The organism is Mycobacterium marseillense, from assembly GCF_010731675.1.
GTDB classification, from domain to species: Bacteria; Actinomycetota; Actinomycetes; order Mycobacteriales; family Mycobacteriaceae; genus Mycobacterium; species Mycobacterium marseillense.
The window spans coordinates 2041575-2063938 of the sequence record NZ_AP022584.1; the positions used below are offsets into that span (position 1 = coordinate 2041575).

Consider the following 22364-nt stretch of genomic DNA (forward strand, 5'->3'; position numbering starts at 1 on the left):
CCATCGCCCCCGGCTAGCCCGCCCTGCGGCCGAACGGCCGCCGCGGCGGTAGCCGCACCCCGAACTGTTCGGCAAGCCGGTACCCGGTGAGCGCGAGATCCCGGATGTCCTCGGGCCGCAGGCCCGACTGCAAGGCGGTGTCCAGCATGCCCGCCATCCGATGCTCGGGCTCACACCGCAGCGCCTCCTGGAGCGACACCCCGGCCAGCGGGCCGTCGCCGCGGGCGTAGGCGCTGAACGCGAGCAGGACCAGCGCCTCGACCCGCCACGGCGGCGGCAGGGTGCGCGCCAGCACCGCCCACAACGATTCGACGTCGTCGGCGCCCTCGCCGACGGCGAGCGCGTACAGGATGTCGCGTACCTGCGGGTCGCTCAGCGCGCAGCCCAACGCCGCCAGTTCGGTGTCGGGCAGCGATTCACCCGAGGCGACCCGGGCGGCCGCCGCCATCGCGCCCTCCACGTCGGCGCGGGTGCAGCGGACCGGATGCGCGCGGTGGGCGGCCCGGCGGCGGGTGGCCTGCCGGCCGACCGCGCCGGCCAGCGCGGCGCTGCGCGTCGGGTCGTCGGGTGCGATGACCGCCTGCAGGTCGGCGCGGCGTGGGTAGAGCCGCCTGCCCTCCAGCACCGCCGCGGCGGCCAGCGGTGACGCCGAGGGATCCTCGACGAGGCCGCTCGACCCACAGCCCTCGACACAATGCCACCGCCCGCCGAGGGCGACCCGGTCGACCACGTGGGTTGCCCAGAGCTCAATGTCGTGCTGCGCCAAGGACTCTGCGAGCGCCTCACACAGCTCCCGGTACTCCTCGTTGCAGCTGGGACAGTGCGCGCCGTCCGCGTCGACGATCACCGCGATGACGGCCTGGGGCCGCGCCGCCGCGGCGACCTCCGCCAGATGACCGACCCGGCCGGTCAACTCGTCGGAGAGGTCGACGCGCATCACCGACCCGAGCTGCCGATCCTCCAAAGACACTAGTACCAATGAATTTTCGGGAATGAAGCCGAGAACGGCGGGCAGCGCGGCGATGAGCGCGCCGGGGCGGGAAAGCTCGAAGTCGGGTTGTGCATGCGTGGTCATGAGCACCAACGCTGACGGCCGCCCCCGTCAGCAGGTGCTCGCGCGCATCGGCGCGGCGGCGCCGCTGTGGATGAACCCGGCACTGTGAGTTGTGCTGCTCTACTGTTTAGCCCATGGGCTCGGCGCAAGAGTACGACATGGTGGTCATCGGTTCGGGGCCCGGCGGGCAGAAGGCCGCGATCGCTTCGGCCAAGCTGGGCAAGTCGGTCGCCATCGTCGAACGCGGCCAGATGATCGGCGGCGTGTGCGTGCAGACCGGCACCATCCCGTCAAAGACGTTGCGCGAGGCGGTGCTTTACCTCACCGGGATGAGCCAGCGTGAACTCTACGGCGCGAGCTATCGGGTGAAAGAGAAGATCACGCCGGCCGATCTGCTGGCTCGCACCCAGCATGTGATTGGCAAGGAAGTCGACGTGGTGCGCAACCAGCTGATGCGCAACCGCATCGACCTGCTGATCGGCCACGGGCGGTTCGTCGACCCGCACACCGTCGAGGTCGAAGACCCGTCGCGGCGCGAAAAGATAACCATCAGTGGCAAATACATCGTCATTGCCACCGGCACCCGGCCGGCGCGGCCGTCCGGCGTCGAGTTCGACGAAGAGCGCGTGCTCGACTCCGACGGGATCCTCGACCTCAAGACGCTGCCCGCCTCGATGGTGGTCGTCGGCGCCGGCGTCATCGGCATCGAATACGCCTCGATGTTCGCCGCGCTGGGCACCAAGGTGACCGTGGTGGAAAAGCGCGGCGACATGCTGGACTTCTGCGACCCCGAGGTGGTCGAGGCCTTGAAGTTCCACCTGCGCGATTTGGCGGTGACGTTCCGGTTCGGCGAGGAGGTGACCGCGGTCGACGTCGGCTCAGCGGGCACCGTCACCACCTTGGCCAGCGGCAAGCAGATTCCCGCCGAGACCGTGATGTACTCGGCCGGACGCCAGGGCCAGACCGACCATCTGGACCTGCACCACGCCGAGCTGGAGGCCGACAACCGCGGCCGAATCTTCGTCGACGACAACTTCCAGACGAAGGTGCCCCACATCTACGCCGTCGGGGACGTGATCGGTTTCCCGGCGCTGGCCGCCACCTCGATGGAGCAGGGCCGGCTGGCCGCCTATCACGCGTTCGGGGAAGCGTGCGACGGGATCACCGAGCTGCAGCCGATCGGCATCTACTCGATCCCCGAGGTCTCCTACGTCGGCGCCACCGAGGTGGAGCTGACCAAGGACTCGATCCCCTATGAGGTCGGGGTGGCGCGGTACCGGGAGCTGGCCCGCGGCCAGATCGCCGGGGACTCCTACGGGATGCTCAAGCTGCTGGTGTCCACCGAGGACCTCAAGCTGCTCGGCGTGCACATCTTCGGGACCAGCGCCACCGAGATGGTGCACATCGGGCAGGCGGTGATGGGGTGCGGGGGCACAGTGGACTACCTGGTGGACGCCGTTTTCAACTACCCCACGTTTTCCGAGGCCTACAAGGTGGCCGCGCTCGACGTGATGAACAAAGTGCGTGCGCTCAACCAGTTTCGCCGCTAGCCAGATGGCGGCGACCCGCTGCGCCCGGCTCCGCCGCGCTGGCGATCGCCGCTAGCCAGATGGCGGCGACCCGCTGCGCCCGGCTCCGCCGCGCTGGCGATCGCCGCTAGCAGGCGTCCTGCAGGTCGCTCGGTACGGGATCCCCCGGGCCGCCGACCTCCGCGCGGGCCAGCAGCTCCGCGGTCTGCGCGTCGAACGGCGCCGAGTACGACATGTCGGCGCCGCACCCACCGCGCTCCAGGCCGCCGATCAGTCCGGTCAGCGTGGTGCCGCTGACCCAGGGGGCGCCGCTGGTGCCGTCCACCAGACCCTCGCAGGCCAGCGCGGGGAATCCGGTGTCGCTGACCGAGGTGGTGCCCTGGCACCCGATGGGCGCCCCGCCCACACCGACCGGATAGCCCAGCACGGTCACGCGACTGCCCGGTGGGGGCGTCACGCCCAGCGTCAGCGCCAAACCGGCGCGGGACTCGACGTCGGTGCCGGTGTCGTTGCTGACCCGCGCGATCGCGTAGTCGGCGTGCGGGTCCTTGCTGGCCACCCAGCGCGGATCGAGGTAGACCGCGTCCGCCTTCCACACGTCGGTGGGAGCGGGAGCGGCGTCGCCGACGAAACCGGGAACGAAGGTGATCAGCGACGCTCCGGCCAAGCAGTGCGCCGCGGTCATGATCAGGTCGCCGCCCTTCGAATGCACCACCGAGCCGGTGCAAACGTGGAGCGGCCCGCCGTCAATGAAGATCGCCCCGATGCGCCGATCCGGCTCCACCGGAGCCGCCGCGGCCTTCTGCTCGGGCTGGCTGAGCCGCTGGACGGGGCCACTGGTCCGCGGCGCCGACACCGGCGCGCCCGACACCTGCTCGACGGGCCGGTGACACGACGTCAGCGACGTCGCCACCCCCACCACCGAGCAGAGCACCAGGATCGGTATGCGCATCGCCTTCATCATGCCCGACCATGCGATGACGAGCCGACTTCCGCGCGACGCGCTGCGCCAAGGGGTTTGCTGACGCGCCGGCGGGGCCGACCGATATGTTCGCACCGGATTACGTCCGAGCATTATCGCGTTTCTGCCTGTAAGCGCGGACCCGAGTTCGCTGTTCGATGTGGGTGCCGCCTGATTCGGGGGACACTGGGTAGGGCACCCTAAAGAGACCTGCGAGAGGAGGCGACCGAAGATGGATCACCATCAAGACCCAGGTGATCAGTACCAGCCAGGGCAACCGGGCATGTACGAGCTGGAGCTGCCGGCGCCGCAGCTGTCGACGTCCGACGGGCGCGGTCCCGTGCTGGTGCACGCCCTGGAGGGCTTTTCCGACGCCGGTCACGCCATCCGGTTGGCGGCCTCGCATCTCAAGGCGGTGCTGGACACCGAGCTGGTCGCGTCGTTCGCGATCGACGAATTGCTGGACTACCGCTCACGGCGGCCGCTCATGACCTTCAAGACCGATCACTTCACGAACTATGACGATCCGGAACTGAGCCTCTACGCGATGCGCGACACGATCGGCACGCCGTTCCTGCTGCTCGCCGGGATGGAGCCGGATCTCAAGTGGGAGCGCTTCATCACCGCGGTGCGCCTGCTGGCCGAGCGCCTCGGCGTGCGCCAGACCATCGGCCTGGGCACCGTCCCGATGGCGGTTCCGCACACGCGACCGACGACCATGACCGCGCACTCCAACAACCCGGAGCTGATCGCGACTTTCCAGCCGTGGATCTCGGAGATCCAGGTCCCCGGCAGCGCATCGAACCTGCTGGAATACCGGATGGGCCAGCACGGCCATGAGGTGGTCGGCTACACCGTGCACGTCCCGCACTACCTCACGCAGACCGACTACCCGGCCGCCGCGCAAGCGTTGCTCGAGCAGGTCGCCAAGACCGCGTCCTTGGAGCTGCCGCTGACCGCGTTGACCGAAGCGGCGGAAGTGATTCGGGCCAAGATCGACGAGCAGGTCGAGGCGAGCGCAGAGGTTGCTCAGGTGGTGGCCGCGCTGGAGCGCCAGTACGATGCCTTCATCGACGCTCAGGAGAACAGATCGTTGCTGGCTCGCGACGAGGATCTGCCGAGCGGCGACGAGCTGGGCGCGGAGTTCGAGCGTTTTCTGGCCCAGCAGGCGGAGAAGAAGTTCGACGACGACGACCAGGCCTGACCTCCTAGCGCAAGCCCTTAGCCACCGCCCTTAGCCCGGCCCGACAGCAAGGTTGGCCCTATGACCGAGCGGAAGCGCAAGAACAGGCTCCGCCCGGTGCGTGAAGTGACCGCACCCAAACTCGAGTTCCGCACCATCCACGGTTACCGGCGCGCGTACCGCATCGCCGGCTCCGGGCCGGCGATCCTGCTGATCCACGGCATCGGCGACAACTCCACCACGTGGAATGCCGTGCAGGCCAAGCTCGCCCAGCGCTTCACGGTCATCGCCCCGGACCTGCTGGGTCACGGCCAGTCCGACAAGCCGCGCGCCGACTACTCGATCGCGGCGTACGCCAACGGGATGCGGGACCTGCTCAGCGTGCTCGACATCGAGCGGGTCACCATCGTCGGCCATTCGCTGGGCGGCGGTGTGGCCATGCAATTCGCCTACCAGTTCCCGCATTTGGTGGAGCGGCTGATCCTGGTGGGCGCCGGCGGCGTGACCAAGGACGTCAACTTCGTGTTGCGGTGGGCATCGCTGCCGATGGGCAGCGAGGCCATCGCCCTGCTGCGGTTGCCCCTGGTGCTGCCGGCGGTTCAGGTCGTGGGCCGCGTCCTGGGCGCCGCGCTGGGCAGCACCGGCCTGGGCCGCGACCTGCCCAACGTGCTGCGCATCCTTGATGACCTGCCGGAACCGACGGCGTCGGCGGCGTTCAGCCGAACCCTACGGGCGGTGGTGGACTGGCGCGGGCAGATCGTCACCATGCTCGACCGATGTTATTTGACCGAGGCCATCCCGGTGCAGATCGTCTGGGGCACCAAGGATGTGGTGGTTCCGGTCCGGCATGCATGGATGGCCCATGCCGCGATGCCCGGTTCGCGGCTTGAAATCTTCGAGGGCTCCGGCCACTTTCCGTTTCACGACGATCCGGCCCGCTTCATCGAGGTCGTCGAGCGCTTCATGGACTCGACCGCTCCCGCCGAATACGATCAGGCCGCCCTGCGCGGGCTGCTGCGCACCGGCGGCGGCGAGCAGGCCGTCACCGGCCCGGCCCCCACCCGCGTCGCCGTGCTCAACGCGATGGGGTCCGACGAACGCAGCGCCACCTGATCCCACCTTGATCGAGGCGGGCGGGTTCCGCGTCGTACAGTCGGGCCATGGGTATCGACGTCACGGTGTTGAGAGTGTTCACCGATGCGGACGGCAATTTCGGCAATCCGCTCGGCGTGGTGGATGCCGGCCAGGTCCGGGTCGCGGACCGGCAGCGGGTGGCGACCCAATTGGGTTACAGCGAAACGGTTTTCGTTGATCTTCCGGCCGCGGGCTCCGCGACCGCGCACGCCACCATCTACACGCCCAGGACGGAACTCCCGTTCGCCGGGCACCCGACGGTGGGCGCCTCGTGGTGGCTGCGGGAGAACGGATCACCGATCAACACGCTGCAGATACCGGCAGGAATCGTGCAGGTGGGCTACGACGCCCAACACACCCGCATCAGCGCACGCGCGGAATGGGCGCCCGAGTTCGCGCTGCACGAATTCGGCTCGGCCGACGATGTTCTCGCCGCCGACCCGACGGACTTTCCCGACGATACGGCGCACTACCTGTGGGCCTGGACCGACCGGGATACCGGGTCGCTGCGGGTGCGCATGTTCGGCGCCAACCTCGGCGTGCCCGAAGACGAGGCGACCGGTTCGGCCGCCATGCGGATCACCGACTACCTGAGCCAAAGCCTGCGGATCACCCAGGGCAACGGTTCCGTCATCGAAACCACGTGGAGCGCCGAGGGCTGGGTGGCAGTGGCCGGGCGGGTGGTCAACGACGGTGTGCGACAGCTGGACTGACGGCGCGGACGCTCAGCGCTGCCGATGCAACACCGCGGCGAGGTGGTCTTGCAGCGGCTGGCCTACCGCGCCCATCTGCACCGTGTAGGAGAGCTCATCGCCGTCGATGCGGAAGGAACGCCCTAGTCCCGTCACCTCTTTGGCGGTAGGCGTCAGGCCGACCGTCGTGGTGGTCATCTGCATTTCGATGCGGTCGCCGGTGACCGAATAGGTGCCGACCTCGATCTCGGTGATGCCACTCGGATGGGCCAGCACCAGTTCGACGTGGCCCGGCTGCGGCACGCGGAGATATCCCGTCTCGGCGTGTAACGGCTTGCCATCGGCCACCGCCTTGGTCTTCTGGGCGTAGGCCAAAAACGGTTTGCCCACATGGGCGAACGTGACTTCTTCGAGGTAGTCGAAGGGCGGGATCGTCGGGTACTTGCCCGCACCCTGACCGGCCCAGGTGCCGAGGAGCGGGGCCAGGGCCGCGAGGTCCGGATGCAACTCAGGGGGCATCCTTCGAGCCTAGCGGGCCGCCCGGCCCGGGCTCGCGCGATCCATCAGCCCGGAGTCGCCACTCCGCGGTGCTCACGCAGCGCCTGGATCTCGCGCTCGAAGTCGTCCGCGGACTCGAAAGACCGGTACACCGACGCGAACCGCAGGTACGCCACCTCGTCGAGATCGCGCAGCGGCCCCAGGATGGCCAAGCCGACCTCGTGGCTGGGGACTTCCGGGGAGGCCACCGCGCGCACCGTGTCTTCGACCTGCTGGGCCAGCAGATTCAGCGCGTCGTCGTCCACCTGGCGGCCCTGGCAGGCCCGGCGGACGCCGCTGATGACCTTTTCCCTGCTGAAGGGTTCGGTGACGCCGCTCCGCTTGACCACCGCCAGGACCGCGGTTTCCACGGTGGTGAAACGTTTTCCGCACTCCGGGCACGATCGGCGGCGCCGGATGGCCTGCCCCTCGTCGGTTTCGCGCGAGTCGATCACCCGGGAATCCGGATGACGGCAGAAGGGACAGTGCATGACCGCTCCTCACCGTGCCGACAACCAGGTAACGCAGAACTTTGAGCGTACCTGTGCGCTGACCTGCACGGCTAACGGAGCCGCCGTCCCCGGGCCGGGACCACGCCGGCCGGACACCTCACGAGCCGGAGCCGTTGGGGCACAACCGCTGTCAGCCGATCGGAGCGATCAGCGTTTGGCCGGCGACCAGTGTCGGCGAGTTCAGGTCGTTGAGCTCACGGATGCGGTCAGCCACCTCGGTGGCCGGCGCGTCGGGCGCCACGCGGTGAGCGACATCCTGCAGCGACTCCCCCGCGTCGACCCGCACGACGGCGAGCCGGTTCGGAACGGGCGCGGCCGCGTTTGTCGCGTCGCCGTTGAGGGCCTGCCCGACGTTCGCGACGAGACCCAGCCACAAGGTGATCGCCCCGGCGGCCAACGCCAGCCCAACCGTGGTCGCCCAGGTGACGACGCGCCTGCGGTGCGGAGCGACAGACATCGCGACCCCGGTGCCGTAGTAGCGTGTCGCCGCGCCCGCCGGCCGCGACGGGGCGGGCCTGCGGGAACGGGTCGCACCGTCCCTGCCGTACCGAACGCCCTGAACCGGTCCGTTGATCGGGCGCCGAAGACTGCTGGTACGCGGCGCAAGCGTGTGGATGACTGTCATCTGCGTTCCTCCGGTCAACTAGCTCTCGCTCGTGTGTTCGACTCTAATCGCTTGTGTGTTCGAAACCCGAACATTTGAGCGAAGCGTGTCGCACGAGCAAAACGCTAGATCACACCACCGACAACTCCGTCGGCCTCTACCACTGTCACAAGGCCCAAATACCCGGTCGCGGCAAGAGTTACACATTTGTGATTCGGCCGATGGCGGCGCTTTTCCGACCTTTTCCGACGGGCGGCGCCCGGGCGACACGCTAGTCGAACACATGTTTGATTCTTGTCGTCGGTGCGGCTACATTCAGTGGCATGGGCGACAGCAACGACATTTCCCCGAACGACGCTGGCCCGGCCGCGGCGGACGGCCGGCTGCACTCCGTGGATTCCGCGCTGACCGAACGGCAGCGCACCATCTTGAACGTCATTCGCGCCTCGGTGACCAGCCGCGGCTATCCCCCGAGCATCCGGGAGATCGGCGACGCCGTCGGGCTGACGTCGACGTCCTCGGTCGCGCACCAGCTGCGCACCCTGGAACGCAAGGGGTATTTGCGCCGCGACCCCAACCGCCCCCGGGCGGTCGACGTCCGCGGCGCCGACGACGACGTGGCCGCGCCTGCCACCGAGGTGGCCGGGTCGGATGCGTTGCCGGAACCCACGTTCGTCCCGGTTCTCGGACGAATCGCGGCCGGTGGACCGATCCTGGCCGAAGAAGCCGTCGAAGATGTGTTCCCGCTGCCGCGTGAGCTGGTCGGCGAAGGCACGCTGTTCCTGCTCAAAGTGGTGGGCGACTCGATGGTGGAGGCCGCGATCTGTGACGGCGACTGGGTGGTGGTGCGCCAGCAGAACGTCGCCGACAACGGTGACATCGTCGCGGCGATGCTCGATGGCGAGGCCACGGTCAAGACGTTCAAACGCGCCGGCGGTCAGGTGTGGCTGATGCCGCACAACCCGGCGTTCGACCCCATTCCGGGCAACGACGCGACCGTGCTGGGCAAGGTCGTGACGGTGATCCGCAAGGTCTGACGACCCGCGCGCGAACCGCTAGTCGGCCCTGGTGAATCCATTGGCCAAAGCGACCTCTTCGCTGGCCAACCAAATCTCGGGAAGCGTGTCCTGGTACAGGTCGCTGCCCGGCGTGTAGTACAGGCCGTACCGGGCGCTCGCCTTGATCGGGTAGCCATCGGGCGGCTGGTACGGGTCGTCGAGCGGCAGATGAATGGTCGGGCGCCCCTCCGGGCCCGCCAGCCCGTTGTCCGAGCCGTCTTCCTCATCCGCGGCGGCGTGCCGTCCGCCGGATCGCTGCGCGGCCCCGGCGACGAAGGCCCCGGCCGCGACGGCGCCGGTCTCGGCGGCCCCGGTCTCGGCGGCCCCGGACACGTCGGGCCCCGCGGCGACATCTGCGGGTTCGGGTTCGATGTCCGCATCCGGCACGGCGACGTCCGGATACTCGTCCTCGGGTGCCGCCGTTTCCAGGGCACCCGTCACGGCATCGGCGTCCGGCGGCGTGTGCGGGACGGCGACGTCGGGATACTCGTCCTCGGCGCCGTACTCCTCCTCCACGTAGTCGGCGTCCACATAATCGGCATCCACGTAATCGGCGTCGACGTAGGCGGCGTCATCCGCGGTCTCGGCCTCGGCGACCTCGGGAACGGCGTCGGTGTAGTCCGTGTAATCGGCTCCGGCATCGGAATAGTCGGCCTCCGACAGCATCTCCTCCGAGACCACGGGGATGGAGTCGGTGTCGATCGCGTCGGGATCTTCCTCTTCGACGCCGTATTCGCTCTCCGCCGGAACCTGACGCTGCCAGCTGACCCGCGCGGTGGACGCGGCGTCCGTCTGTTGCTCGGGTTCTTGCGGCCCGCCGAGCGCGAAATGCTCGGTCGCGAGGTCGGGGTCCTCCGGTCCCCACGGCGCGTCGGCCGCGTCATAGCCGCGCTCGGGCGCGTAGCCGGCCGCATCGTCGCGCTCCGCGCGGCGCCGGCGCCATCCGAACAGCACCCACGCCAACACCACCAGCAGCACCAGGACCGGAAGGACGGCCAACCACCACCACGAGTGCCAACCGAACTTGTTGGCGTGCGAGGGCGTGGCCGAATTGCTCGGCTGGTTCTGCCCCGACACCTGCAGGCCGCTCAACAGCGGCGCCAGGTTGGACGGATCCGTGGTGAACGTGTTCTTCGCCCGGTTCCACGAAATCTTGCCGCCGGTGAACTGCTGCGAGATCACGTCGCCGTCCACGGCCTGATCGCCGACCGGCGCCCCCAGCTTGCCTGTCGGGCCGCGAAGTTTGTCCCAGGCGGCCTTCATCGCCCCGCGCACGACGAACGCGCCGTGCTCGGCGGTGCGGAAGATCACCGGCTTGTCGGCGGCCGAGAAGGTGCAGATCCGGCTGGACGGACCGATTCCGCCGTCGGTCTCGTTGGTGACGGGGAAGCCGAGGCCGCTGCCGACGGGCCCGCCGAGCGACTCGTATTTGGCCAGGATGTCGGTCTCGAGCGCGTTCGCGCCGGTGGCCGGGGTGAAGAACACCTTGCCGCCGGCGTAGGTCTGGACGATGCCGTCACCGCCGAGTGCGGTCTGCCCGCCCTGTTTGGCGCCCAGGGGTCCGTTGGGTCCCCCGGCCGCCCGCCAGGCCATGTTGATCGCCGCGGTGGGATCGATCGCCACCTGCAGTCCCTTGAGCTGGTCGGCCAGCCCCGGCGGTTCGGTGGTGAACTGCTTGGTCTGCCGGTTCCACGAAACCTGGCCGCCGCTGAACTTCTGCGAGGACACCTCGCCGTTGTAGGTCTCGTCGGCGACCGGCACGCCGAGCACCCCGCCCGAACTGCCCAGCTTGTCCCAGGCGGAGTTGATGGCCCCGCGCACCACGTACGGGCCGTGGTCGGGCGTCCAGAAAATGACCGGCTTGTCGGTGGCCGAGAAGGTGACCACCCGGCTGTCGGGGCCGGCCAGGCCGGGCACCTCGTTGATGGCCGGGAAACCCAGATCGCTGCCCGCTGGGCCGCCCAGCATCTCGTATTTCTCCAGGATGGGCCCGTAGGCGAATTTGGCTCCGGTGGCCGGGGTGAAGAACATTTTGCCGCCGTCGAAGTCGAGGGCGAACCCGTCCCCGGCGGGGTAGACGTCACCCTTGCGGGGGCCGAGCGGGGAGGTGTCGCCACCGGCCTTCTCCCACGCGGCCATCATCGCCGCTTCGGCGTCGCCTATCGGGCTTGCGGTCGCGACGGGCGCCAGCAACACGGCGGCTAGTGCTGTGGTCGTCAGGCTGACCAGCGCGCTTCCGATCAGCTTGCGCATGTGACCTCTGTGCACCTTCACCAAGCCTTCCAGCCTCGGGTCGCGGCTCTATCTGCGGCTACGCCCTTACCTGCATAACCGGCGAGCGGGCCGTTCTTCCGCGGGGAATGGACCCGCTCACGATCCGCCTTATCGCCGGGCTCGCATAACTTTGCTCCAGCCAACAAGAAATGCGAAGTCAAATCACAAATTTTACAAAAAGGGATACCACACCGATGTCGAAATGATGCCGGGCCACGGCCGAATCGCGACTTTCGGCGGGTGAGCGGATATCGCCCCCAAAGCGGCCGGGACCCGGTCAGCGAGCGCGGCCTGCGGACCGCCGACGCGCCCAACGCATTTGCGCCCGACGAGGTTGCCGGTGCCGCGAAGCGTCCTGCGCGCGCGGATCGTGGATCCGGCTATGCGTGGTGGCGCGGTCGGCGCACCGACGCCGACGGTGTTCGGGAAGGGTCGTGAAAGCGCCCGAATTCGGGCGCAAAGTCAATGCCGTTACCCGGCACCGTGTTCGCCGCCTGGACGACGATCCAGCAAACGAAAAGCTATACCCCGAGACTGCGGCCGATGATTTCCTTCATGATTTCGGTCGTGCCGCCGTAGATGGTTTGCACCCGGGCGTCCAGATACGCACGCGCGACGGGGTATTCGCGCATGTAACCGTAGCCGCCGTGCAATTGCAGGCAGCGGTCGATCAGGTGGACCTGCTTTTCGGTGCAATACCACTTGGCCATCGCGGCCTGTTCGGCCGTCAGCTTGTGGTCCAGGTGCAAGCGGACGAATTCGTCGACCATCATGCGCACCACGGTCGCCTCGGTCGCCAGCTCGGCGAGCACGAAGCGGCTGTTCTGGAAGCTGCCGATCGGCTTGCCAAAAGCCTTGCGCTCCTTGGTGTATTGCAGGGTCTGATCGAGCACCTGCTCCATCGCCGCGGCGGCCATGATGGCGATCGAGATCCGCTCCTGGGGCAGGTTCTGCATGAGGTAGATGAACCCCATGCCCTCTTGTCCCAGCAGGTTTTCGGCCGGCACCTTCACGTCGGTGAACGACAGCTCGGCCGTGTCCTGCGCGTCCAGCCCGATCTTGTCCAGGTGCCGGCCGCGCTCGAAGCCCTCCATCCCGCGCTCGACGGCGAGCAGCGAGAAGCCCTGGGCGCCCTTGTCCGGATCGGTCTGCGCGACCACGATCACCAGGTCGGAGTTGATTCCGTTGGTGATGAACGTCTTTGACCCGTTCAGCACGTAGTGGTCGCCCTGCTTGACCGCGCGGGTCTTGATGCCCTGCAGGTCACTGCCGGTTCCCGGCTCGGTCATCGCGATCGCCGTAATCAGTTCTCCGGTACAGAATTTCGGCAACCAGCGCTGCTTCTGCTCCTCGGTCGCCAGCGCCAACAGGTACGGCGCCACGATGTCGTTGTGCAGGCCGAAACCGATGCCGCTGTAGCGACCGGCGGTGGTCTCCTCGGTGATGATCGTGTTGTACCGGAAATCCGGGTTGCCCCCGCCGCCGTACTCCTCGGGCACCGCCATGCCCAGGAAGCCCTGCTTGCCGGCCTCGAGCCACACACCGCGATCGACGATTTTCGCCTTCTCCCACTCGTCGTGGTACGGCGCGACATGGCGCTCGAGGAAGGCCCGGTAGGACTCACGGAACAGGTCGTGCTCTGACTCGAAAAGAGTGCGCTGGTATTTGATGGCGCTGCTCATGGGAAAGACCTCCGGCGACTGGGATTTCTGCAGCCCAACATATACCAACCGGACGGTTGGTCGGCAGCTGGCGGGTCGCCGACGGCGGTGGGCTGCGGGAACCGCCCGCTACGCCCGGCCGCTCAGCGGGCGGCGAATTCGCGCAGCCGGCCGGCCAAGGCCACCGGGACTCGGGCCTTGATCCGGGTGCCCTCGGCGTTGTGTTCTTCCTCCTGGACGCGCCCGTCGGCGTGCAGGCGGGCCACCAGGTCGCCGCGGTGGTACGGGATCACCACATCCACGGCGGTGTCGGCGGGGACGGCCAACTCGGCGATGCGGCGGCGCAGGGCGTCGATACCCTCACCGGTGCGGGCCGAGACGAACACCGCGCCGGGCAGCGCATGGCGGAGCTTGGCCAACGCCAAATCGCTTGCGGTGTCGACTTTGTTGACGACCAGCAGCTCGGGCGGCGGGGCGCCATCATGGTCGGCGACGACGTCGGAGACCACCTGCCGGACCGCATTGATCTGCGCCAGCGGGTGGACGTCGGAGCCGTCGACGACGTGGACCAGCAGGTCGGCGTCGACGACCTCCTCGAGCGTGGAGCGGAAGGCCTCGACGAGCTGGGTGGGCAGGTGCCGGACGAAACCGACGGTGTCGGTGAGCACGAACGAGCGTCCCTCGTCGAACTCGGCGCGCCGCGTGGTGGGCTCCAGGGTGGCGAACAACGCGTCCTGCACCAGCACCCCGGCTCCGGTCAGCGCGTTGAGCAGGCTGGATTTGCCCGCATTGGTGTAGCCGACGATGGCGATCGACGGCACGTCGCTGTGCAGCCGGCGGCTGCGCTGCGTGTCGCGGACCTGCTTCATGTCCTTGATCTCGCGGCGCAGCTTCGCCATCCGCTCGCGGATGCGCCGCCGGTCGGTCTCGATCTTGGTTTCACCGGGGCCGCGCAGGCCCACGCCGCCCCCGCTGCCGCCGGCGCGGCCACCGGCCTGCCGCGACATCGACTCACCCCAGCCGCGCAGTCGCGGCAGCATGTATTCCATCTGGGCCAGCGACACCTGCGCCTTGCCCTCGCGGCTGGTGGCGTGCTGGGCGAAGATGTCCAGGATCAGCGCGGTGCGGTCGATGACCTTGACCTTGACGGCCTTCTCCAGTGCGGTCAGCTGCGCCGGGGACAGTTCACCGTCGCAGATGACGGTGTCGGCGCCGGTGGCCAGCACCACCTCACGCAGTTCGGCGGCCTTACCCGAACCGATATAGGTCGACGGGTCGGGCTTGTCGCGGCGCTGGATGAGCCCCTCGAGCACCTGGGAGCCGGCGGTTTCGGCCAGCGCGGCCAGTTCGGCCATGCTGGCCTGGCTGTCGGCGGCGGTGCCGTCGGTCCACACGCCGACCAGGACGACCCGCTCGAGCCGAAGCTGGCGGTACTCGACCTCGGTGACGTCGGCGAGCTCGGTCGACAGGCCGGCGACGCGGCGCAGCGCGGACCGATCCTCGAGGGCGAGTTCGCCCGTACTGGGCTCCGTGGCCGTCGGGGCGTGATCGCGAAATTCGGGATGTGTCATAGGCAATAAGTGATGATGCACGCAGATTCGGTGGCGCGCATCTGAATTAACGCTACTGTGCGTGCCACCATTCCTCGCTGATTTCTCCGTGGGCCACCAGCACCGAGGGCCCGCGCAGGTAGCTGGTGGCGTCGGTGATAGTGACGACGACCTCGCCGCCGGGCACCCGCACGGTCAGCGTGCCGGTGTCCGCCCCGGCGGAGGCCAGGGCGGCGACCGCGGCCGCCACCGTCCCGGTGCCACACGAGCGTGTTTCGCCGACTCCCCGTTCGTGGACGCGCATGTGCACGGCCCCCTGGGCCGGCGCGGTGAGGATCTCGACGTTCACCCCGTCCGGGAATTGGGCGGGGTCGAAGCTCACCGGCGCGGCCACGTCCAGCGCGGCCAGCGCGTCGGCGGTCAGGTCGGGGTCGACGCAGGCCAGGTGGGGATTTCCCACGTCGATCGCCACGCCGGAAAACCGCCGGCCGCCCAGCACGGCGTCGCCCGGCCCCAGCGTGTTGGCCTTGCCCATGTCGACGCTGATGTCGGCGCCGGTCGCGTCGACGCGATGCACGGTGACGGGCCGGGGACCGGCCAGGGACCCGACCACGAAGTCGTCGCGGCCCTCCAGCCCGCTGGCGCGCAGGTAGTGGGCGAAGACCCGCACGCCGTTGCCGCACATCTGGGCGACCGACCCGTCGGCGTTGCGGTAGTCCATGTACCAGTCGTCGGCGGCCACGCCGTCGGGCAACCGGTCCAGCACGCCGGCCGCGGCAACGGCGCCGGCGGTGGTGACCCGCAGTACGCCGTCGGCGCCCAGCCCGCGCCGCCGGTCGCAGAGCGCGGCCACCCGCGACGCGGTCAGCCCCAGCTCGGCGGCCGGGTCGGGCAGCACCACGAAGTCGTTCTGGGTGCCGTGGCCCTTGGCGAATTTCACCTGTTCAGGATACGTGGCGCCACGCCCGCATCGCGCCGTCGACGAGCCCGTCGCGGTCCGCGGCGTCCAGCCAGTGCACGCGATGGTCGCGCCGAAACCACGACCGCTGCCGTCGCACGTAGCGCCGGGTGCCCACGAAGGTCTGCTCCCGAGCCTCGCGGAGTCGATCCGGGCCGCCACCGGCGTCGAGCGCCGCGATCACCTGTGCGTAGCCCAGCGCTCGCGAGGCGGTGACCCCGTCGCGCAGGCCGCGCTCGAGCAGCGCGGTCACCTCGCCGACCAGGCCCTGGTCGAACATCGCGTCGGTCCGCTTGGCCAGCCGGTCATCGAGAATCGTTGTGTCGCAATCCAACCCGACGATGACGGTGTCCCATCTCGGAGCGCCGATTCGCGGGGCGGAGGCGGCGAACGGCTGCCCGGTCAGCTCCACCACTTCCAGGGCGCGCACCGTGCGCCGGGCGTCGGTGGGCAGGATCGACGCGGCCGCGGCGGGGTCGCGACGGGCCAGCTCGGCGTGCAGCTCCCCCACCCCGACCTCGGCCAGCCGCCGCTCCCAGCGTGCGCGGACCTCGGGATCGGTGGCGGGAAACGACCAGTCGTCGAGCAGCGACTGGATGTAAAGCATCGAGCCGCCCACGATGACCGGCGCCGCGCCGGCGGCCGCGATCGCTTCGATGTCCGCCGTGGCGGCGCGCTGATAGCGGGCGACGGTCGCCGCCTCGGTGACGTCGAGGACGTCGAGCTGATGATGCGGAATCCCGCGGCGCTCCTCGACCGGCAGCTTGGCGGTGCCGATGTCCATGCCGCGATAGAGCTGCATCGCGTCGGCGTTGACGATCTCCGCACCGGGAGGCTCGAGGCGTTCCGCGATGTCGAGGGCCAGCTGCGACTTGCCGGTTCCGGTGGGACCGATGATCGCCAGTGGTCGCGCGGCCACCGTCACAGCTGCCAGGCGCCGGCGAAGTAGCCCACCCCGTAGGGCGCCCCCCGGTAAAGCTCCTTGGCCGATCGCGGACCCGGCTCGGACAGGCCGGCCAGCACCTGAAAGGCGACCCGCCCCAGGATCTGGTGCGGCAGGCGCGTCAGCGCCGCGACGTCGCCGCCGGCCAGCGCGTCGTCCAGGGCCTCTTGCGCGGCGGCGTTGTCCGGGTCGTGGCCGCCGGGAGCGGACTGGGTCAAGGTGTTGGCGCCGTCGGCCACCACCAGCACCCCGACCGGCTCCGGCAGCCGGTCGATCTCGGCGCGCAGCGCGCGGCCGCGGCGCAGCGCGGCAGCTACGTCGTGGTCATCGCGATAGACACGGGCCCGCGTGCCGGCCTGCGGCTGCACCTGGCCGCGCACCCAGCCGCCCACCAACACGCAGACCGGGAGCGCCACCGGCTCGGGCTCGTCGCCGGTGTGTGCGGACAACCGGACACGCACGTCGGCTCCGAAACCCGCGAACGTGCCCGCGGTGTCGGGACCACAGTCCTCGTCGGCCGGGCCCGTCCCGATGATCACCCAGCGCTCAGGCAGCAGCGCGGCGGCCGCAAGCGTCGCCGCAACCAGGTCGGCCACCTCGGCGGCGGCCGCCCCGGCGAGTTCGGGAACGAGCACGGGCGCCGACGGAACGATGGCAATGGCGCTGAGCACGCCACCAAACTAACGTGGCCGGGCCGCGGCCATCGCATTAGTGGCGGTCGCAAGCGCGGCGAAGCCGGGCGCAGCGGGCCGTCACCATCGAATTAGTGGCGGTCGCAAGCGCGGCGAAGCCGGGCGCAGCGGGCCGTACCGGCACGCCAGTCAGCAGCGTGAGCCGTCGGCGACCACCAGACAGTCGCCGTAGGGGCCGAAGCCGTCGTCGGTGGCCGCGTCGCGGGACCGCGCCCGCCGCGGCGCGCCCCCGCCGGGTTCGGTCCGATCGACGGCGGCGGCCTCGCCGCGCGCCAACGCGATGGTCGCGACGATCACCACCGACACGGCGGCGATCAGCACGAACGCCTCGGCCCCGCTGGCGTTGACCGTCTCGCCCAGCACCAGCACCCCGAGCAGCCCCGCGACCACCGGCTTGGCCACCGTCATCGTCGGCAGCGACGCGGTCAGCGTGCCGGCGCGGAAGGCGGACTGCTGGAAGATCATCCCGGCCAGCGCCACCAGCAGCCAGGGCACGAACTCCGGCGACGTCAGCACGCGCGCGACGCCGTGCTCGGACATCTCGACGATGCCCTTGGTCAGCACCGCGAACAGCGCCAATGAGGAGCCCGCCACCACCGCGAGCAGCATCGCCGCGAACGGGCTACCGGACCAGATTCGTGCGGCTACCACGCAGCCCACCAGCAGCGGCGCCATGATCAGGGCCACGATGATCCAGGTCTGCAGCGGCGCGCGCTGGTGGCCGGACTCCGGGTCGCCGACGATGATGACCACCGCCAGCCCGGCGGCCAGGATCAGCGCCCACATCCACTCCCGCGGCTTGACCCGATGATGGGCGAGGCGCGCATAGATCGGCAGCGCGAACAGCAACGCGGTCACCTGCAACGCCGTCACCAACACCACCGAGCCCCACGCCAGGGCCGCGGCCTGCAGGCTGTAGTTCGTGACCGCGGCCATGCCGCCGAGCCACCATCGGGTGTCGCGCAGCGACATGCGGAACAGTTCGAGGTGCCCGACCTCCCGGTCGGTGATTTCGTGTGCGGAGCGCTGACGGATCACGTCGCCAATCGCCGATGCCAGCGCCGCGCACAAGGCAATCAACGCCGCGACATCAACTTTGGACATATTCCCGACCCCCCAAGCTCACGACCGTCCGACCCAGCCTTCCCCGGGGCGCAAGCAAATACACGCACATTTCGCGTTCAGTTCAGATACAAAACTATGACGTTTCACACGTCTCGACCGCGCCGCGGGCGACCTCTCGATTATTACTTCAGCAATCTATGTGACCGCTTGGATAACTCTAAGAGAACCTCACAGGTAGCGCGAGTTGCCGGGTCGCGCAGGTCCGCCGGCCCCGAATTCCAAGGCGGCGGCATGTGGCGGCGCAAGCTGCTTGAATACTGTTAGGCACCTGCTGGGAAAACCCGGAGGGGTCGTCCGCAGATGCAGGAGACGGTGCCGCTACGCGCGGCAGGCGCGCGGAACACCAACCGCGCAAGGTTGCGAAAGGGTAGTGACGAGCGCATGACGGCTGACCAGCCTCGCGACGATTCAGCCCGGCCGGTGCCGCGCCCGGGACCGCGTCCCGGTCCCCGGCCCGCGAGCCCGGGAGCGCGGCCGGCCGCTCACCCGGTGGTGGTGCCGCCGCCACCAAGCAATCCGCACCAGTTCGGCCGCGTGGACGACGACGGCACGGTGTGGCTGATCAGCGCGGCCGGCGAACGCGTCGTCGGCTCCTGGCAGGCCGGCGACCGCGAAGCGGCGTTCGCGCACTTCGGCAGGCGGTTCGACGACCTCGCCACCGAGGTCACGCTGATGGAGGAGCGGCTGGCCTCGGGGACCGGGGACGCGCGCAAGATCAAGGCGCACGCGTCCGAACTGGCCGAGACGCTGCCGACGGCCGCCGTGCTGGGCGATATCGATGCGCTGGCCAGCCGGCTGGCCAGCATTGCCGAACACGCCGAGGCCACCGTCGCCGCGGACCGCTCCCGGCGCGAGGAGCATCGGGCCACCCAGACCGCCCGCAAGGAGGCGCTGGCCGCCGAGGCCGAGGAGTTGGCCGCCACGTCGACGCAGTGGAAGGCCGCCGGCGACCGGCTGCGCGCGATCCTCGACGAGTGGAAGACCATCAGCGGGCTGGACCGCAAGGTGGACGACGCGCTGTGGAAGCGCTATTCGGCGGCCCGGGAGGCGTTCAACCGGCGGCGGGGATCGCATTTCGCCGAGCTGGACCGGGAACGCTCCGGAATCCGCCAGGCCAAGGAACGGCTGTGCGAGCAGGCCGAGGCGCTGTCCGATTCGACCGACTGGACGGCCACCAGCGCGGAGTTCCGCAAGTTGCTCACCGAATGGAAGGCGGCCGGACGGGCGACCCGGGAGGTCGACGACGCCCTGTGGCGGCGCTTCAAGGCCGCCCAGGACGTGTTTTTCACCGCCCGCAACGCGGCGACCGCCGAAAAGGACGCGGAGTTTCGCGCCAACGCGACGGCCAAAGAGGCGCTGCTGGCCGAGGCCGAAAAGCTGGATACCAGCAATCACGACGCCGCCCGGGCGGCGCTGCGCGCGATCGCCGACAAGTGGGATGCGATCGGCAAGGTCCCGCGGGAGCGTTCCGCCGAGCTGGAGCGGCGACTGCGCGCGGTCGAGAAGAAGGTGCGCGACGCCGGCGAGGCGGACTGGGCGGATCCCCAAGCGCAGGCCCGGGCCGAGCAATTCCAGGCCCGCGCCGAGCAATACGAACAGCAGGCTCAGAAGGCCGCGGCGGCGGGCCGGACCAAGGAGGCCGAAGAGGCCAAGGCCAACGCCGAACAGTGGCGGCAGTGGGCGCAGGCGGCCGTGGAGGCCCTGACCCGCAAGTCCTAACGGCCGCCGTCGGATCCCGCGCCGCTACCGGGATCGTCGCGCGGGCGGTCCAGATCGTCGAGCAGCGAGGCCGACTGCTGCTGGGCGGCGGCGCGGCGGCGCTGCTCCTCGGCGGCGAGCTGCACGATGGTCCGCTGCCACACCACGCGCGCCCAGTGGTAGATGAGCAGGAGCACGGTGACCCAGGCGATGATCAGACCCCACCCCGGGCCGGGGTGCCCCGCGGCCACCGTCTGACGCGACCAGATCGCCAGCATGCCCGCCGCGCCGGCGATCGCCGAGCCCGCCAGCGCAACCCAGGCCAGCGCCCAGCGCCGGGTCACCAACGCCAGCATTGAGAAGCCGACGCCGAACACCAGCGCCAGCCAGGCGAACACCCGCGAGGGCAGCGCGACCGCGGCCGCGCCGGCGCCGTGGCTGCCGAACAGCACGTCCCAGCCGCGCACATCACCGGTGTGCGGCAGGATGAACGACCCCAACAGCACGAACACCAGGATCGACACGAAGAAACCCCGTGGACCCGGGTCGAACCCGCGTGCCACCCGCCGTTCGGCGGCCTCGATCTCGGTCCGCAGCGCGCCGAGGTGTGTGTCTTCTTTTTTCATCGTGCACATCCCAGGGGTTGGGCCGGACCGGCGGGCGGCCCGACGGCGGGCATGCCCAGGCCGGTGCCGCGCGGGCGCCGCCCGGCGGCGTGCGCGTCACCCGCCCGGGTACGGCGATGGGTCAGGAGGCCCGCGTCGGCGATGAGGTGGTGGGGCGCGGCCCCGGTGATCACCGTGGTGATGATGTCGCCGGGGCGCGGACGGGTGTCGGCGGATTCTTGGGCCGCTTCCCCGACGGCAAAGTGAACCAGCCGGCCGTCGCGGGCCCGCCCGCTCATCCGCGCGGTGGCGGTGTCCTTGCGCCCTTCACCGGTGGCGACGAGCAATTCGACGGTCTGCCCGACCAGGGCCTGGTTGCCCTGCAGCGAGATCTCCTCCTGCAGCGCGACGAGCCGCTCATAACGTTCCTGCACAACGGCTTTCGGTATCTGGCCGTCGAGGTCGGCGGCGGGGGTCCCGGGTCGCTTGGAATACTGGAACGTGAAGGCCGCCGAGAACCGGGCCCGGCGCACGACGTCCAGCGTGGCGGCGAAGTCCTCCTCGGTCTCACCGGGGAATCCGACGATCAGATCGGTGGTGATGGCGGCGTGCGGCATCGCGGCCCGGACACGGTCAATGATGCCGAGGTAGCGCTCGGCGCGGTACGAGCGCCGCATCGCGCGCAGCACCCGGTCGGATCCGGATTGCAGCGGCATGTGCAGGGCGGGACACACATTCGGCGTCTGGGCCATGGCCTCGATGACGTCGTCGGTGAATTCGGCCGGGTGCGGCGAGGTGAACCGCACCCGCTCCAGCCCGTCGATGTCGCCGCAGGCGCGCAGCAGGCGGGCGAACGCGCCGCGGTCCCGGGGCAGCGCGGGGTCGGCGAAGGACACCCCGTAGGCGTTGACGTTCTGGCCCAGCAGCGTGACCTCGAGCACACCGTCGTCCACCAGCGAGGCGACCTCGGCCAGGATGTCGTCGGGGCTGCGGTCGACCTCTTTGCCGCGCAGCGACGGCACGATGCAGAACGTGCAGCTGTTGTTGCACCCGACTGAGATGGAAACCCAAGCGGCGTAAGCGGATTCGCGCGCACTGGGCAGCGACGACGGAAACTCCTGCAGCGCCTCGGCGATCTCGACCTGGGCGACCTTGTTGTGCCGGGCGCGCTCGAGCAGCGTGGGCAGCGACCCGATGTTGTGGGTGCCGAAGATGACGTCGACCCACGGCGCCTTGCGCAGCAACGCGTCCCGGTCCTTTTGGGCCAGGCAGCCCCCGACCGCGATCTGCATCTCGGGATCTTCGCGCTTGCGCGGGGCCAGGTGGCTGAGGTTGCCGTACAGCTTGTTGTCGGCGTTCTCGCGCACGGCGCAGGTGTTGAACACCACCACGTCGGCGTCGGCGTCCTCGGCCGCCCGCTGGTATCCGGCCGCTTCCAGCAGGCCCGCCAGCCGCTCGGAATCGTGGACGTTCATCTGGCAGCCGTAGGTGCGGACCTGGTAGGTGCGCGCCGGTGCGGCGTCGCGCGCCACGGCCCCTCGCACCATCGAAGTCACGGGGCCATGGTACGGCGGGCGGCCGGTGCGGGAGAAAC

The 22364-nt window shown here is 69.6% G+C and carries 21 protein-coding genes; 7 read left to right on the plus strand and 14 right to left on the minus strand.

Features of this window, described 5'->3' with window-relative positions; translation table 11 throughout:
• Positions 1 to 13 precede the first annotated feature (13 nt).
• Complete coding sequence (locus tag G6N26_RS09020) at positions 14 to 1075, minus strand: DUF4192 domain-containing protein (protein ID WP_083017355.1); 1062 nt, start codon at positions 1073 to 1075, stop codon at positions 14 to 16.
• A 113-nt stretch (positions 1076 to 1188) separates the two neighbouring features.
• Here G6N26_RS09020 and sthA point away from each other — a divergent pair, with 113 nt between their 5' ends.
• Positions 1189 to 2604 carry a Si-specific NAD(P)(+) transhydrogenase gene (sthA, locus tag G6N26_RS09025; protein ID WP_067176651.1) on the plus strand — a complete coding sequence of 472 codons (1416 nt, stop codon included), beginning with the start codon at positions 1189 to 1191 and terminating at the stop codon, positions 2602 to 2604.
• A gap of 106 nt (positions 2605 to 2710) precedes the next feature.
• On the opposite strand, the gene G6N26_RS09030 is transcribed toward sthA, so the two are convergent.
• Positions 2711 to 3547, minus strand: coding sequence for a trypsin-like serine peptidase (locus tag G6N26_RS09030; RefSeq protein WP_067176648.1), 837 nt, complete (start codon positions 3545 to 3547; stop codon positions 2711 to 2713).
• A 229-nt stretch (positions 3548 to 3776) separates the two neighbouring features.
• Here G6N26_RS09030 and G6N26_RS09035 point away from each other — a divergent pair, with 229 nt between their 5' ends.
• From G6N26_RS09035 to G6N26_RS09045, 3 genes are read left to right on the plus strand one after another with little or no spacing between them, the layout of a single operon-like run.
• Complete coding sequence (locus tag G6N26_RS09035; protein ID WP_067176645.1) at positions 3777 to 4748, plus strand: proteasome assembly chaperone family protein; 972 nt, start codon at positions 3777 to 3779, stop codon at positions 4746 to 4748.
• Between the two features lie 60 nt (positions 4749 to 4808).
• Positions 4809 to 5840, plus strand: a complete 1032-nt coding sequence (locus G6N26_RS09040) for an alpha/beta fold hydrolase (RefSeq protein WP_067176642.1) — start codon at positions 4809 to 4811, stop codon at positions 5838 to 5840.
• A gap of 47 nt (positions 5841 to 5887) precedes the next feature.
• Positions 5888 to 6574, plus strand: a complete 687-nt coding sequence (locus tag G6N26_RS09045) for a PhzF family phenazine biosynthesis protein (RefSeq protein ID WP_067176639.1) — start codon at positions 5888 to 5890, stop codon at positions 6572 to 6574.
• A gap of 12 nt (positions 6575 to 6586) precedes the next feature.
• Here the strand turns inward: G6N26_RS09045 and G6N26_RS09050 are convergent, their stop codons facing one another.
• The 3 genes from G6N26_RS09050 to G6N26_RS09060 all read right to left on the minus strand — a co-directional run bounded on the left by G6N26_RS09050 (position 6587) and on the right by G6N26_RS09060 (position 8227).
• Positions 6587 to 7072 carry a peroxynitrite isomerase gene (locus G6N26_RS09050; RefSeq protein ID WP_067176635.1) on the minus strand — a complete coding sequence of 162 codons (486 nt, stop codon included), beginning with the start codon at positions 7070 to 7072 and terminating at the stop codon, positions 6587 to 6589.
• Between the two features lie 44 nt (positions 7073 to 7116).
• Complete coding sequence (nrdR, locus tag G6N26_RS09055) at positions 7117 to 7581, minus strand: transcriptional regulator NrdR (RefSeq protein WP_008258565.1); 465 nt, start codon at positions 7579 to 7581, stop codon at positions 7117 to 7119.
• Between the two features lie 151 nt (positions 7582 to 7732).
• Positions 7733 to 8227, minus strand: coding sequence for a LysM peptidoglycan-binding domain-containing protein (locus G6N26_RS09060; RefSeq protein ID WP_067176632.1), 495 nt, complete (start codon positions 8225 to 8227; stop codon positions 7733 to 7735).
• Positions 8228 to 8529: 302 nt separating this feature from the next.
• Here G6N26_RS09060 and lexA point away from each other — a divergent pair, with 302 nt between their 5' ends.
• The gene (gene lexA, locus G6N26_RS09065; RefSeq protein ID WP_067176629.1) at positions 8530 to 9243 is read left to right on the plus strand and encodes a transcriptional repressor LexA; all 714 of its coding nucleotides are present in this window, start codon (positions 8530 to 8532) and stop codon (positions 9241 to 9243) included.
• Between the two features lie 18 nt (positions 9244 to 9261).
• Here lexA and G6N26_RS09070 read toward each other — a convergent pair whose 3' ends face one another.
• Positions 9262 to 11517, minus strand: coding sequence for a sunset domain-containing protein (locus G6N26_RS09070; RefSeq protein WP_083017357.1), 2256 nt, complete (start codon positions 11515 to 11517; stop codon positions 9262 to 9264).
• Positions 11518 to 11778: 261 nt separating this feature from the next.
• Here G6N26_RS09070 and G6N26_RS09075 point away from each other — a divergent pair, with 261 nt between their 5' ends.
• Positions 11779 to 11976: a hypothetical protein gene (locus G6N26_RS09075; RefSeq protein WP_067176623.1), complete on the plus strand. Its 198-nt coding sequence runs from the start codon at positions 11779 to 11781 to the stop codon at positions 11974 to 11976.
• 83 nt (positions 11977 to 12059) lie between these two features.
• Here G6N26_RS09075 and G6N26_RS09080 read toward each other — a convergent pair whose 3' ends face one another.
• From G6N26_RS09080 to G6N26_RS09105, 6 genes are all read right to left on the minus strand, one after another.
• On the minus strand, positions 12060 to 13220 hold the full coding sequence (locus G6N26_RS09080; RefSeq protein WP_067176620.1) for an acyl-CoA dehydrogenase family protein: 1161 nt from the start codon (positions 13218 to 13220) through the stop codon (positions 12060 to 12062).
• A gap of 122 nt (positions 13221 to 13342) precedes the next feature.
• On the minus strand, positions 13343 to 14770 hold the full coding sequence (gene hflX / locus G6N26_RS09085) for a GTPase HflX (RefSeq protein ID WP_067176617.1): 1428 nt from the start codon (positions 14768 to 14770) through the stop codon (positions 13343 to 13345).
• Positions 14771 to 14822: 52 nt separating this feature from the next.
• Positions 14823 to 15689, minus strand: coding sequence for a diaminopimelate epimerase (dapF, locus tag G6N26_RS09090; RefSeq protein ID WP_083017359.1), 867 nt, complete (start codon positions 15687 to 15689; stop codon positions 14823 to 14825).
• A 4-nt stretch (positions 15690 to 15693) separates the two neighbouring features.
• Positions 15694 to 16632: a tRNA (adenosine(37)-N6)-dimethylallyltransferase MiaA gene (gene miaA, locus G6N26_RS09095; RefSeq protein WP_083017361.1), complete on the minus strand. Its 939-nt coding sequence runs from the start codon at positions 16630 to 16632 to the stop codon at positions 15694 to 15696.
• Positions 16629 to 17321, minus strand: coding sequence for a class III extradiol ring-cleavage dioxygenase family protein (locus G6N26_RS09100; protein ID WP_083017363.1), 693 nt, complete (start codon positions 17319 to 17321; stop codon positions 16629 to 16631). Before G6N26_RS09100 ends, miaA begins: the two co-directional genes overlap by 4 nt.
• 150 nt (positions 17322 to 17471) lie before the next feature.
• Complete coding sequence (locus G6N26_RS09105) at positions 17472 to 18446, minus strand: DMT family transporter (RefSeq protein WP_067176604.1); 975 nt, start codon at positions 18444 to 18446, stop codon at positions 17472 to 17474.
• Positions 18447 to 18848: 402 nt separating this feature from the next.
• Here G6N26_RS09105 and G6N26_RS09110 point away from each other — a divergent pair, with 402 nt between their 5' ends.
• Complete coding sequence (locus tag G6N26_RS09110; protein WP_083017364.1) at positions 18849 to 20186, plus strand: DUF349 domain-containing protein; 1338 nt, start codon at positions 18849 to 18851, stop codon at positions 20184 to 20186.
• Here G6N26_RS09110 and G6N26_RS09115 read toward each other — a convergent pair.
• Both G6N26_RS09115 and miaB read right to left on the minus strand, forming a co-directional pair.
• Positions 20183 to 20791 (minus strand): Rv2732c family membrane protein, encoded by a 609-nt coding sequence (locus G6N26_RS09115; protein WP_082991579.1) that lies wholly within the window; start codon positions 20789 to 20791, stop codon positions 20183 to 20185. The two genes, G6N26_RS09110 and G6N26_RS09115, sit on opposite strands and share 4 nt — an antisense overlap.
• Positions 20788 to 22317, minus strand: a complete 1530-nt coding sequence (miaB, locus tag G6N26_RS09120; protein WP_232067585.1) for a tRNA (N6-isopentenyl adenosine(37)-C2)-methylthiotransferase MiaB — start codon at positions 22315 to 22317, stop codon at positions 20788 to 20790. Before miaB ends, G6N26_RS09115 begins: the two co-directional genes overlap by 4 nt.
• Between the last annotated feature and the right edge of the window lie 47 nt (positions 22318 to 22364).

What these genes read in the sequence shown, in the direction of transcription:
- G6N26_RS09035 (WP_067176645.1), top strand. Translation starts at nt 3,777, where the DNA reads ATGGATCACCATCAAGACCCAGGTGATCAGTACCAGCCAGGGCAACCG.
- G6N26_RS09060 (WP_067176632.1), bottom strand. Translation starts at nt 8,227, where the DNA reads ATGACAGTCATCCACACGCTTGCGCCGCGTACCAGCAGTCTTCGGCGC.
- G6N26_RS09045 (WP_067176639.1), top strand. Translation starts at nt 5,888, where the DNA reads ATGGGTATCGACGTCACGGTGTTGAGAGTGTTCACCGATGCGGACGGC.
- lexA (WP_067176629.1), top strand. Translation starts at nt 8,530, where the DNA reads ATGGGCGACAGCAACGACATTTCCCCGAACGACGCTGGCCCGGCCGCG.
- G6N26_RS09110 (WP_083017364.1), top strand. Translation starts at nt 18,849, where the DNA reads ATGACGGCTGACCAGCCTCGCGACGATTCAGCCCGGCCGGTGCCGCGC.
- G6N26_RS09040 (WP_067176642.1), top strand. Translation starts at nt 4,809, where the DNA reads ATGACCGAGCGGAAGCGCAAGAACAGGCTCCGCCCGGTGCGTGAAGTG.
- G6N26_RS09105 (WP_067176604.1), bottom strand. Translation starts at nt 18,446, where the DNA reads ATGTCCAAAGTTGATGTCGCGGCGTTGATTGCCTTGTGCGCGGCGCTG.
- G6N26_RS09070 (WP_083017357.1), bottom strand. Translation starts at nt 11,517, where the DNA reads ATGCGCAAGCTGATCGGAAGCGCGCTGGTCAGCCTGACGACCACAGCA.
- nrdR (WP_008258565.1), bottom strand. Translation starts at nt 7,581, where the DNA reads ATGCACTGTCCCTTCTGCCGTCATCCGGATTCCCGGGTGATCGACTCG.
- G6N26_RS09050 (WP_067176635.1), bottom strand. Translation starts at nt 7,072, where the DNA reads ATGCCCCCTGAGTTGCATCCGGACCTCGCGGCCCTGGCCCCGCTCCTC.
- G6N26_RS09115 (WP_082991579.1), bottom strand. Translation starts at nt 20,791, where the DNA reads ATGAAAAAAGAAGACACACACCTCGGCGCGCTGCGGACCGAGATCGAG.
- G6N26_RS09030 (WP_067176648.1), bottom strand. Translation starts at nt 3,547, where the DNA reads ATGATGAAGGCGATGCGCATACCGATCCTGGTGCTCTGCTCGGTGGTG.
- hflX (WP_067176617.1), bottom strand. Translation starts at nt 14,770, where the DNA reads ATGACACATCCCGAATTTCGCGATCACGCCCCGACGGCCACGGAGCCC.
- miaB (WP_232067585.1), bottom strand. Translation starts at nt 22,317, where the DNA reads ATGGTGCGAGGGGCCGTGGCGCGCGACGCCGCACCGGCGCGCACCTAC.
- G6N26_RS09080 (WP_067176620.1), bottom strand. Translation starts at nt 13,220, where the DNA reads ATGAGCAGCGCCATCAAATACCAGCGCACTCTTTTCGAGTCAGAGCAC.
- G6N26_RS09020 (WP_083017355.1), bottom strand. Translation starts at nt 1,075, where the DNA reads ATGACCACGCATGCACAACCCGACTTCGAGCTTTCCCGCCCCGGCGCG.
- sthA (WP_067176651.1), top strand. Translation starts at nt 1,189, where the DNA reads ATGGGCTCGGCGCAAGAGTACGACATGGTGGTCATCGGTTCGGGGCCC.